Here is a 10923-nt window from a genome sequence, read left to right as displayed (position 1 = left end):
GCTTCTCTTCCATGAAGCACTTGTTGAATCTGCTCGCAGCGATCGCTCTGCTGGTGTGGGGCACCCATCTCGTCCGAACGGGGGTGCTGCGGGTCTTCGGCACCAACCTGCGCAGGATCCTCGTGCACAGCATGCGCAACCGCTTCACCGCAGCGCTGTCGGGGATCGGAGTGACGGCGCTGGTGCAATCGAGCACCGCCACCTCGCTGATGACCTCGTCATTCGTGGGCCAGGGGCTGGTCACGCTCCCTGCGGCGCTGGCGGTGATGCGCGGTGCGGACATCGGCACGGCGCTGATGTCGGTGCTCTTCTCCGCCGATCTCTCGTGGCTGTCGCCGCTCTTCATCTTCGTCGGTGTGGTGCTGTTCATCACGCGGCCGTCGAGCCCCGCAGGCCGCGTCGGGCGCGTGCTCATCGGGTTGGGCCTGATGCTGCTGGCGCTGCAGCTTGTCGTCGAAGCGACCGGACCGCTCTTCGAGAGCCCGGCCATGCGAGCGGTGCTGGCCTCGATCAACAGCGATGTGCTGCTCGAGATCACCATCGGCGCGGGACTTGCGATCCTGGCCTATTCGAGCCTCGCCATCGTGTTGCTGGTCGCGGCCATGGCCAGCTCGAACGTGGTTCCGCTCGACGTCGCGTTGGGCCTGGTGCTTGGCGCCAATCTCGGCAGCGGCCTGCTCGCGGTACTCACCACGGCCAAGTCGTCGGTCGAGGTGCGACGGGTGACGGTCGGCAACCTGATCTTCAAGCTGCTCGGCGTCGCGATCGCAGCGCCCTTCGTCGGAGTCTGGCTGCGGGAGGTCCGGCCCTACATCGACGACGCCACGCAGTTTGTCGTGCTGTATCACCTCGCGTTCAACGTCGTCGTCAGCATCGGCTTCATCGGGCTCACGAACGTGGTGGCGAAATGGGTGACACGGCTGCTGCCAGCGCCTGAAGAACCGGCCGCAACGCGGCGCCCGCAGCATCTCGATCCTTCCGCGCTCTCGACGCCGACGCTGGCCATCTCGAATGCGGCCCGCGAAGCTTTGCACCAGGCGGACGTGGTCGAGACCATGCTGATCGGCGTGCTCAACGTGATCCGCAACAACGACCTCAAGCTCGCGCAGGAGCTGCGCAACCTCGACGACACGGTGGACCAGCTCTACTCGGCCATCAAGTACTACCTGACCAAGATCTCGCGCGAGGCGCTGGGCGAGGAAGAGAGCCGCCGCTGGACCGACATCATCAGCTTCACGATCAACATGGAGCAGATCGGCGACATCATCGAGCGGGTGATCATCGACATCGAGGACAAGAAGATCAAGCCGCAGCGCAACTTCTCGGATGCCGGCATGCGCGAGATCGTCGAGCTGCACGAGCGGCTGGTCGCCAACCTGCGCTTGAGCATGAGCGTGTTCCTCAACGGCAATGTGCGCGACGCGCAGCGGCTGCTGGAGGAAAAGGCGCGCTTTCGCGATCTCGAGCGCGCCTACGCGACGACGCACCTGGACCGGCTGACCGAGCAGACCGCGTCGAGCATCGAGACCAGCTCGCTGCACATCGACCTGATCAGCGAGCTCAAGCGCATCAATTCGCACATCTGCTCGATCGCCTATCCGATCCTCGAATCGGCTGGCGCGCTGGCGCCGACCCGCGTGCGCGAATCCCGCCTCAGCGAACTGCGCTAGACACATCCGATACCAGGAACACCGCGGAACCGGCTCCGCCGGGCCGCTGGTGTTGCCCCCAGTGAGGGGGTTGGCGAAGCGCCACGAAGTGCGCGTAGCCTGGGGGAGAGCTCAATTCAAGGTGAGGATCGTGCAGCCCGTGGTCTTGCGGGCCTCCAGGTCGCGGTGCGCCTGCTGCACGTCTTCGAGGCGGTAGCGCTGGTCGATCGGGATCTTCACCGCGCCGCTTTCGACCACCGCAAAAAGATCGTCCGCCATGGCCTGCGTGCTCTCGCGCGTCGCAATGTGCGTGAAGAGCGTCGGCCGCGTGACGTAGAGCGAGCCCTTCGCGCCGAGGAGCCCGAGGTTGAAAGGCGGCACCGGCCCCGATCCATTCCCGAAGATCGCGAGCAGCCCGAAAGGCCGCAGGCATTCGAGCGAGCCTTCGAAGGTGTCCTTGCCCACCGAGTCGTAGACCACCTTCACGCCCTTGCCGCCGGTGATCTCCTTCACGCGCTGCGCGAAGTTCTCCTTGCTGTAGTTGATCGCGTGCGCCGCGCCATGGTCCAGCGCGAGCTGGCACTTGGCATCGGTGCCCGCGGTGCCGATGAGCTTCAGGCCCAATGCCTTGGCCCACTGGCAGGCGATGAGGCCGACGCCACCGGCGGCGGCATGGAAGACGATGTAGTCGCCGCCTTGCAACCCCTCCACAGGCAGCGTCTTCTTGAGCAGGTACTGCGCGGTGAGGCCCTTGAGCATCATCGCCGCGCCGGTCTCGAACGAAATCGCATCGGGCAGCTTGCAGACATTGCGGCCCGGCATCACGCGCAGCTCGCTGTAGGCGCCGGGCGGCTGGCTCGCATAGGCGGCGCGGTCGCCGGCCTTCAGGTGCGTGACACCCTCGCCCACCGCCTCGACGATGCCCGAGGCCTCCATGCCGAGCTGCAGCGGCATCGGAAACGGATAGAGGCCGCTGCGCTGATAGGTGTCGATGAAATTGAGGCCCACCGCCTTGTGGCGGATGCGGATCTCGCCGGGGCCGGGGTCTCCAACCTCGACGTCGACGATCTTCAGTTCCTCGGGACCGCCATTGCGGTCGATGCGGACGGCTTTGCTCATGGTTGGAATTCCTTGACTGGTGAGCCGCGTATGCTGCCACGGACTTTGATTCGATGCCGTCGCCCGGAAGCACTGCGCGCAGACGGTACAGTTCAGCCCCATGCAGCAGCGTCTCACTCCGGGCACCGCCCTTCTGCTCGCGGTGCCGCCCCTGCTGTGGGCCGGCAACGCCGTCGTCGGCCGTGTGGTGCGGGACCTCGTCTCGCCGATGACGCTGAACTTCATCCGCTGGCTGCTGGCGTTCATCGTGCTGCTGCCCTTCGCCGCATCCATGATCCGCCCGAAGAGCCCGCTGTGGGCGCACTGGAAGCGATTCACCATGCTCGGCCTGCTCGGCATCGGTTGCTACAACGCCTTCCAGTACCTGGCACTCCAGACGTCGACGCCGGTCAACGTGACGCTGGTCGGATCGAGCATGCCGCTGTGGATGCTGGCGACCGGCACGCTCTTCTTCGGCGCGAGGATCACCGCGCGCCAACTGTTCGGCGCCACATTGTCGATGGCGGGGGTGCTGCTCGTACTGAGCCGGGGCCGCTGGGAGCAGCTCGCCGCACTGCGGCTGGTGCCCGGCGATCTCTACATGATGCTGGCCACCATCTCCTGGGCGTTCTACAGCTGGATGTTGTCCCGCACCACCGAACCGGCCGAAGCGCGTCGAGACTGGGCTTCATTCCTGATGGCGCAAATGGTGTTCGGGCTCGCGTGGTCCGCGGTCTTCGCGGCCGGTGAATGGGCAGTGACTGGCGCGCACATCGACTGGGGATGGCCGCTCGCCGCCGCGCTGGTGTTCATCACGCTCGGCCCGGCGCTGCTGGCCTATCGCTGCTGGGGACTCGGCGTTCAGCGCGCCGGTCCGCAGACGGCCGGGTTCTTCAGCAATCTGACCCCGCTGTTCGCGGCGCTGCTATCGGCGGCGTTCCTCGGCGAGGTGCCGCAGTGGTTCCACGGCGCCGCGTTCATCCTGATCGCCGGCGGGATCTGGGTATCGTCTCGCCGCTGACCCTCAGTACGTGCCCGGGTACGCACCGCCGTCGGCGAGCACGTTCTGCCCTGTCATGTAGCCGGCGTGTGCGCTGCACAGGAAGGCGCAGATCGCACCGAACTCGGCGGAGGTGCCGAAGCGCCCGGCCGGAATGGTCTTCTGACGTGCGGCGCGGATCGTCTCGATGTCCTGGCCCGTCTTCTTCACGGCGCCCTGCATCGTTCCGCGAAGGCGATCGGTATCGAAGGCGCCGGGCAGCAGGTTGTTGATCGTCACGCCCTTGGCCGCGATACCCGAGCGGGCGAGCCCGGCGACGAAGCCGGTGAGCCCGCTGCGCGCGCCGTTGCTCAGGCCCAGGATGTCGATCGGCGACTTCACCGCGCTGGAGGTGATGTTGACGATGCGCCCGAAGCCGCGCGCTGCCATGCCGTCCACGGTGGCCTTGATCAGCTCGATCGGCGTGAGCATGTTGGCGTCGACCGCCTTGATCCAAGCCTCGCGGTCCCAGTCGCGGAAGTCGCCGGGCGGCGGGCCGCCGGCGTTGGTGACGACGATGTCGAAATCCCTGTGCACCGCGAAGGCGGCGGCGCGGCCTTCCACGGTGGTGATGTCCGCCGCCACGTGCTTCACGAAGGGCTTGGCCGGATGCGTCGCGGCAACGGCTTCCAGCGATTTCGCCGCGGCTTCGAGCGCCTCGGCGCCGCGCGCCACGATCACCACGTTGACGCCGTCGCGCACCAGCGCTTCCGCGCAACCGAAGCCCAGGCCCTTGCTTGCGCCGCACACAAGCGCAGTCTTCCCTGCGATTCCCAAATCCATGTTGTGTCCTCCGGGCTCAACGGCCCATGCGTGTGAATACGAAGATGCCGGCGATCACCAGCACAGTGCCGGCTGCGATCCACGCTGTGAAGGGTTCGCCGAGGATGACGACCCCCATGAGGATGGTCGACAAGGGCCCGACCATACCCGTTTGCGCCGCCACGGCGGGCCCGATGCGCTCGATGGCCATCATGACGGCAAGGACCGGGAGCGCGGTGCACACGGTCGCATTGAGGATCGACAGCCAGATGACCTGGGGCGCCACTTCGAAGGCCGAGGCGACCGGCCGCAGGAGCACGAACTGCAGGATGCACAGCAGGCAGGCCACGCTGGTCGCGAGCCCGACGAGGCGCAGCGACCCCAGCCGCTTGACGAACTCGCCGCTCGCGACGAGGTAGATCGCATAGCTCACGGCGCTCAGGAACACCAGCAGCGCGCCCCACGCGGCCGAGGCGCTCTGGCCCAACTGCACTTCATGGCCGAAGACCAGCAGCACCCCCGAATAGCTGATCGCCATACCCACGAACTGGCCACGCGTGATGCGCCGCCGGTAGGCGATCCAGCCGAAGAGCAGCACCAGCGTCGGGTTGAGATAGAGGATCAGCCGCTCCAGGCTCGCGGTGATGTAGGCCAGCCCGGCGAAATCAAGGAAGCTCGACAGGTAGTAGCCCGAAAAGCCAAGCCCCACCACGCCAAGCCAGTCGCGCCGCGTGAGCGGCGGCTTGCCGCGCCCCGCCCACCACGCCATGACCGCGAAGAGCGGTAGGGCGAAGAGCATGCGCAGCATGATGAGCGTGACCGCATCGACGCCGTAGCGGTACGCGAGCTTGACGATGATCGCCTTGCCGCTGAAGGCGATGGCGCCGAGCGTCGCCAGTGCGAGGCCCGGACCGAGGCTTTTATGTGCGTGGGGCTCCGCAGGCACCTGTCAGAACCCGGCCGCAAGGCCGTCGCGGCGCGCGTCGCTCGCGGCGACATAGCCTTCCACAGCCGGATCGCCCGCGCGCCAGATGAACTGGCCGGCACCGAAGTCCTGGTAGGAATCGTTGATGACATCGACCTTGTGGCCCAGTTCCACGAGGCCCTTCACCGTCGCCGGGTTCATTGCCGCCTCGGCGTTGATCTCCAGGCCGGAATTGAAGCGCCAGCGCGGCGCGTCGCAGGCCGCCTGCGGGCTCTGGCGGTAGTCGAGCATGCGCACCAGCGTCTGCATATGGCCTTGCGGCTGCATGTTGCCGCCCATCACGCCGAAGCTCATCACCGGCGCGCCGTCCTTGGTCAGGAAGGCCGGGATGATGGTGTGGAAGGGCCGCTTGCCCGGCGCGACCACGTTCGGGCTGTCGGCCTTCAGGCTGAAGCCGTGGCCGCGGTTCTGCAGGCTGATGCCGAATTCCGGCTCCACGCAGCCCGAGCCGAACCCCATGTAGTTGCTCTGGATGAAGCTCACCATCATGCCGTTCTCGTCGGCCGCGGTGAGATAGATCGTGCCGCCCTTGACCGGGTTGCCCGCCTTGAAGTCCTGCGCCTTGTTCACGTCGATGAGTTTGGCGCGCGACGCCAGGTAGGCCTCGTCGAGCATTTGCAGGGGGGTCACCTCCATCGACGATGGGTCGGACACATAGCGGTAGGTGTCTGCGAAGGCGAGCTTCATCGCTTCGATCTGCAGGTGCTGCGAGGCGACCGAATCCACCGGGATCGAGGCGATGTCGAAGTGCTTGAGGATGCCGAGCGCGATGAGCGCCGCGATGCCCTGTCCGTTCGGCGGAATCTCGTGCAGCGTGTGGCCGCGGTATTCCTGCGCGATCGGCTCGACCCACTCGGGCTTCCAGTTGGCGAGGTCACTCACCTTCAGGCTGCCGCCGTTCGCGTTCGAGAACTTCTCGAGCGCCGCTGCGATTTCACCGCTGTAGAAGGCCTCACCCTTGGTCGCGGCGATCGCCTTCAGCGCGCGCGCCGCGGCCGGAAAGCGGAACAGCTCGCCGACTTCGGGCGCGCGGCCCCACGGCAGAAAGCCCTGTTCGAAGCCCGGCTGCGATCGCAGGATCGGCGTGGCCGCCGCCCACTTCTGCTGCACCACCGGCGGCATCAGGTAGCCGCGCTCGGCGATCTCGATGGCTGGCGCCATCAGGTCCGCGAATGGCAGCCTGCCAAAACGCTCCGACAGCGCGACCCAGCTCGCCACCGCACCGGGAACGGTGACCGAGTCCATGCCGCGCTGAGGCGGCGTGGCGACGTCGTTGCCGTACTTGCGGCGGAAGTAGTCCGGCGTCCATGCCTGCGGCGCGGCGCCGGAGCCATTCAGGCCGTGCAGCTTCTTGCCGTCCCACAGGATGCAGAAAGCATCGCTGCCGAGGCCATTGCTCACCGGCTCGACGATGGTCATCGCAGCCGCGGTGGCGATCGCCGCATCGACGGCGTTGCCGCCCTGGTAGAGGATGCGCAGCCCGGCCTGCGAAGCCAGTGGATGCGAGGTGGAGACGACGTTGCGCGCAAAGACCGGGATGCGCGTGGACGTGTAGGGATTGGCGTAGTCGAATTTCATGGGCGTCATCCAATGGCCGCGTACGGCTGCTTCAGTTCGGGGGACACCGCGGAACCGGCTTCGCCGGCCCGCCGGTGTCGCCCCCGGAAGGGGGTTGGCGGAGCGACACGAAGTGCGCGCAGCCTGGGGGCGAGCTTAGTCTCCGGTGATCTTGCGTTCGACGATGATCTTCTTCCACTTGGCGGCGTCCTCCGCCACCATGCTGGCGAACTGCGCCGGCGTGCTGGTCGTCGGCTCGATGCCCAGGCGCGAGAGCTTGTCGCGCATTTCAGGATCGGAGAGCGCCTGGTTCGCCGCGGTGTTGATGCGCGCCACCAGATCCGCCGGCAGTCCCTTGGGGCCGTAGAGGCCGAACCAGGTGTTCGATTCGAACCCCGGGAGCGTGTCCGCGATCGGCGGCAGGTCGGGTGCGAGCGGGCTGCGCTTGAGCGAGGTCACGCCGAGCGCGCGCAGGCGGCCGTCGCGCACATGCGGCATGCCGGTTGGCAGCGAGTCGAAGAGCACATCGACCTTGCCGGTGATCAGGTCGGGAATCGCCAGCGCCGTGCCCTTGTACGGGATGTGCGTCACGAAGATGCCGGCCTGCGCCTTGAACAGCTCCGCCGTGAGCTGGACGATGGTGCCGTTGCCGCTCGACGCGTAGTTGAGCTTGCCGGGGTTCTTCTTCGCGTGATCGATCCATTCGCGCACCGTCTTCGCGGGCGAGTTGTTCGGCACCAGCATGATGCTCGGCGCATCGCCGACATGGCCGATCGGCGTGAAGTCGCGCACCGTGTCGTACGGCACCTTGCTGATGAACGGGCCGATCGAGTGCGTGCTCGTCGTCGCCAGCAGCAGCGTGTAGCCGTCGGCCGGGGCCTTGGCCGCCATGTCGGAGCCGATTGCGCCGCCCGCGCCGGGCTTGTTGTCGATCACCAGCGTGCCGCCGAGCTTCTCGCCCATCTTCTGCGACAGGGTGCGCGCGAACAGGTCCGTCGCACCGCCAGCCGGGAACGGCACGATCAGCCGGATCGGCTTGGTCGGAAAGGTCTGCGCCATGCTGGCGGACGAGGCGGCAAGGCACAGCGCGGCGGCGCAGGCCTTGAGGAACTGGTGGCGTTTCATGGATCTGGATTGTGTCCCTGTGATGAAGCCCGAATCCTATGCAGCGCGGGCACATCAAACCAGATAATCCGCTTTATCGAACTATGAGCCTTGCTTATGGCAAGGGCGCAGCATGGGCATGGAAGAGATCTCCCTGCAACAGCTCCGGGCCCTGGCGGCGGTGGCCGAATCGGGCAGCTTCACACTCGCGGCAGAGGCCCTGCAACTCACGCAGCCGGCGATCAGCCATCTCGTCAAGCGCATGGAGAGCGAGCTCGGCCAGCCGCTGGTCGTACGCGGCCGCCGCATCCAGATGACCAGCGCGGGCCAGATGATGGTCGACACCGCCGTGCGCGCGCTGCGGCTGATCGATGAATCCGTCGGCGCCTGCCGCTCGCAGTCCCAGTTGCGCGAAGGGCGCGTGGTACTGGCCGTGGGCCATCTCACCGCCGGTGCGCTGCTGCCGCCTCTGCTGCGCCGCTTCTCGGAAACGCGCCCAGGCCTTGCGACCACCCTGCTCGACAGCACCGCGGAACAGATGATCTCGCGCGTGCTCACGCAGGAGGCCGACCTCGGCTTCGGGTCGGACATCGGGCAGACGCATTCCGAGCTCGCCACCGAGCCGCTGTTCACCGAGCGCATGGGCCTGTTCATGCGCGAGGACCATCCGCTGGCGCAACGGGTGGTGATCGATGCGAGGCAGCTCGACGGACTGCCCTTCATCCACGTCAATCCGGATGCCAATGTGTGGCGGTCCGTGAGCCGGATGCTCTCCAGCACGGCCAATGTCTACCCGCGCGTCGTGCACCACGTCTCGATGCTCTCGACCGCGTTCGGCCTCATCCAGGCTGGCGCCGGCGTTGCGCTCCTGCCGCGCTACGTGGAGGTCCTGATGCCGGCCAACCTGCGCGCAGCGACGGTGACCCGGCCTGCGCTCGAATACCCGGTGGTTGCGATCCGGCTCGCGAAGCACCCGCTCAGCCCGGCAGCAATGGCCTTCCTGGCAATGGCGCGGCAGCACATGAAACCCAGGAAATAGTTCACCCCCAGCCTCGCCCACTTCGTGTGGCTCGGACACCCCCTCTCCGGGGGGCAACCCCGACGGCCCGGCAAAGCCGGTTCCGTGGGGTTCCTGAGCCCGGATCAATAAAGAAACGGCACCCGAAGGTGCCGTTGAGCGAGGGGGAAGATCGGTGGGCGATCAGGCCTCTTCCTCCTGGAAGGCTTCCTCGCGCTTGGACTTCACCGCAGGCAAGAGCACGATCACCAGCAGCAGGAGTGCCGCGGCGAGCAGGCCCGCCGAGATCGGGCGCGTGACGAAGACGACCCAGTCACCGCGCGACAGCAGCAGCGCCCGGCGCAGGTTCTCTTCCATCATCGGGCCGAGAATGAATCCCAGCAGAAGCGGCGCGGGTTCGCAGCCCAGCTTGAAGAACATGTAGCCGATGAAGCCGAAGGCCGCGACCATCCAGATGTCGAAGGTGTTGTTGTTGGTCGAGTAGACCCCGATCGCGCAGAACAGCACGATGGCCGGGAACAGGAACTTGTAGGGCACCGACAGCAGCTTGATCCACATGCCGATCAGCGGCAGGTTCAAGATGATCAGCATCGCGTTGCCCAGCCACATCGAGGCGATCAAGCCCCAGAACAGCTCGGGGTTGCTGGTCATCACCTGCGGGCCGGGCTGGATGTTGTGGATGGTCATCGCGCCCACCATCAGCGCCATCACCGCGTTAGGCGGGATGCCCAGCGTGAGCAGCGGGATGAACGAGGTCTGCGCACCGGCGTTGTTGGCCGATTCGGGCGCCGCCACGCCCCGGATATTGCCCTTGCCGAACGGCACTTCGCCTGGGTGCAGCTTGGTCTTCTTCTCGATCGTGTAGGCCGCGAAGGCCGCCAGCAGCGCACCGCCGCCCGGCAGGATGCCCAGCGCGGCGCCCAGGCCCGTGCCGCGCAGCACGGCCGGGAACATGCGCTTGAAGTCTTCCTTGGTCGGGAACAGGCCCGACACCTTCGCGGTGAAGACCTCGCGCTCATGCTCGGGACGCGAGAGGTTGGCGATGATTTCGCCGTAGCCGAACACGCCCATGGCGATGGTCACGAAGCCGATGCCGTCGGTCAGTTCGGGGATGTCGAAGCTGAAGCGCGCGACGCCCGAGTTCACGTCGGTGCCGACGAGACCCATCAGCAGGCCCAGCACGATCATGCCGATCGCCTTGAGCAACGAGCCCGAGGCCAGCACCACCGCGCCGATCAGGCCCAGGATCATCAGCGAGAAGTACTCGGCCGGGCCGAACTTGAAGGCCAGTTCGGTCAGCGGCGGCGCGAACGCGGCCAGGATCAGCGTACCGACGCAGCCCGCGAAGAACGAGCCCAGGCCGGCCGCCGCGAGCGCCGGGCCCGCACGGCCCTTGCGCGCCATCTGGTAGCCGTCGATCACGGTCACCACCGAGGACGATTCGCCCGGCAGGTTGACCAGGATCGCGGTGGTGGAGCCGCCGTATTGCGCGCCGTAGTAGATGCCGGCCAGCATGATCAGCGCCGACACCGGTGGCAGCGCATAGGTCGCCGGCAGCAGCATCGCGATGGTCGCGACCGGGCCGATGCCCGGCAGCACGCCGATCAGCGTGCCCAGGATGCAGCCGATCAGGCAGTACAGAAGATTGGTGAAGGTAAAGGCAACGCCAAAACCCAACGAGAGATTGGTGATCAGATCCATGGCGCAGTCC

9 protein-coding genes are annotated in these 10923 nt (G+C 66.7%); 3 read left to right on the top strand and 6 right to left on the bottom strand.

Annotation, left to right across the window (positions count from 1 at the left end; all coding sequences use genetic code 11):
* The first annotated feature begins 11 nt into the window (after positions 1–11).
* Positions 12–1670: a Na/Pi cotransporter family protein gene (locus BLW05_RS13105; protein WP_093163048.1), complete on the top strand. Its 1659-nt coding sequence runs from the start codon at positions 12–14 to the stop codon at positions 1668–1670.
* A gap of 111 nt (positions 1671–1781) precedes the next feature.
* Here the strand turns inward: BLW05_RS13105 and BLW05_RS13100 are convergent, their stop codons facing one another.
* Positions 1782–2768 carry a quinone oxidoreductase family protein gene (locus BLW05_RS13100; RefSeq protein WP_093163046.1) on the bottom strand — a complete coding sequence of 329 codons (987 nt, stop codon included), beginning with the start codon at positions 2766–2768 and terminating at the stop codon, positions 1782–1784.
* 100 nt (positions 2769–2868) lie between these two features.
* Between BLW05_RS13100 and BLW05_RS13095 the strand changes: the two genes are divergently transcribed.
* The gene (locus tag BLW05_RS13095; protein WP_093163045.1) at positions 2869–3768 is read left to right on the top strand and encodes a DMT family transporter; all 900 of its coding nucleotides are present in this window, start codon (positions 2869–2871) and stop codon (positions 3766–3768) included.
* Positions 3769–3771: 3 nt separating this feature from the next.
* On the opposite strand, the gene BLW05_RS13090 is transcribed toward BLW05_RS13095, so the two are convergent.
* From BLW05_RS13090 to BLW05_RS13075, 4 genes are all read right to left on the bottom strand, one after another.
* Positions 3772–4569 carry an SDR family oxidoreductase gene (locus BLW05_RS13090; protein WP_093163043.1) on the bottom strand — a complete coding sequence of 266 codons (798 nt, stop codon included), beginning with the start codon at positions 4567–4569 and terminating at the stop codon, positions 3772–3774.
* A gap of 16 nt (positions 4570–4585) precedes the next feature.
* Positions 4586–5494: a DMT family transporter gene (locus BLW05_RS13085; protein ID WP_093163042.1), complete on the bottom strand. Its 909-nt coding sequence runs from the start codon at positions 5492–5494 to the stop codon at positions 4586–4588.
* Between the two features lie 3 nt (positions 5495–5497).
* Positions 5498–7111, bottom strand: coding sequence for a gamma-glutamyltransferase family protein (locus BLW05_RS13080; RefSeq protein ID WP_093163040.1), 1614 nt, complete (start codon positions 7109–7111; stop codon positions 5498–5500).
* A gap of 135 nt (positions 7112–7246) precedes the next feature.
* Complete coding sequence (locus BLW05_RS13075) at positions 7247–8215, bottom strand: Bug family tripartite tricarboxylate transporter substrate binding protein (RefSeq protein ID WP_093163039.1); 969 nt, start codon at positions 8213–8215, stop codon at positions 7247–7249.
* A 118-nt stretch (positions 8216–8333) separates the two neighbouring features.
* Here BLW05_RS13075 and BLW05_RS13070 point away from each other — a divergent pair, with 118 nt between their 5' ends.
* On the top strand, positions 8334–9233 hold the full coding sequence (locus tag BLW05_RS13070) for a LysR family transcriptional regulator (RefSeq protein WP_256330263.1): 900 nt from the start codon (positions 8334–8336) through the stop codon (positions 9231–9233).
* Positions 9234–9395: 162 nt separating this feature from the next.
* Here the strand turns inward: BLW05_RS13070 and BLW05_RS13065 are convergent, their stop codons facing one another.
* Entirely contained in the window at positions 9396–10913 is a 1518-nt protein-coding gene (locus BLW05_RS13065; protein ID WP_093163036.1) for a tripartite tricarboxylate transporter permease, read from the bottom strand.
* Positions 10914–10923 lie beyond the last annotated feature (10 nt).

Source organism: Variovorax sp. YR216 (assembly GCF_900107745.1).
In the GTDB taxonomy this organism is placed as follows: Bacteria; Pseudomonadota; Gammaproteobacteria; order Burkholderiales; family Burkholderiaceae_C; genus Variovorax.
This window is presented reverse-complemented; position numbering and strand designations above follow the sequence as displayed.

Excerpts from the sequence above, each read along its gene's own strand:
- BLW05_RS13090 (WP_093163043.1), bottom strand. The coding sequence starts at position 4,569 with ATGGATTTGGGAATCGCAGGGAAGACTGCGCTTGTGTGCGGCGCAAGC.
- BLW05_RS13080 (WP_093163040.1), bottom strand. The coding sequence starts at position 7,111 with ATGAAATTCGACTACGCCAATCCCTACACGTCCACGCGCATCCCGGTC.
- BLW05_RS13095 (WP_093163045.1), top strand. The coding sequence starts at position 2,869 with ATGCAGCAGCGTCTCACTCCGGGCACCGCCCTTCTGCTCGCGGTGCCG.
- BLW05_RS13070 (WP_256330263.1), top strand. The coding sequence starts at position 8,334 with ATGGAAGAGATCTCCCTGCAACAGCTCCGGGCCCTGGCGGCGGTGGCC.
- BLW05_RS13100 (WP_093163046.1), bottom strand. The coding sequence starts at position 2,768 with ATGAGCAAAGCCGTCCGCATCGACCGCAATGGCGGTCCCGAGGAACTG.
- BLW05_RS13065 (WP_093163036.1), bottom strand. The coding sequence starts at position 10,913 with ATGGATCTGATCACCAATCTCTCGTTGGGTTTTGGCGTTGCCTTTACC.
- BLW05_RS13075 (WP_093163039.1), bottom strand. The coding sequence starts at position 8,215 with ATGAAACGCCACCAGTTCCTCAAGGCCTGCGCCGCCGCGCTGTGCCTT.
- BLW05_RS13105 (WP_093163048.1), top strand. The coding sequence starts at position 12 with ATGAAGCACTTGTTGAATCTGCTCGCAGCGATCGCTCTGCTGGTGTGG.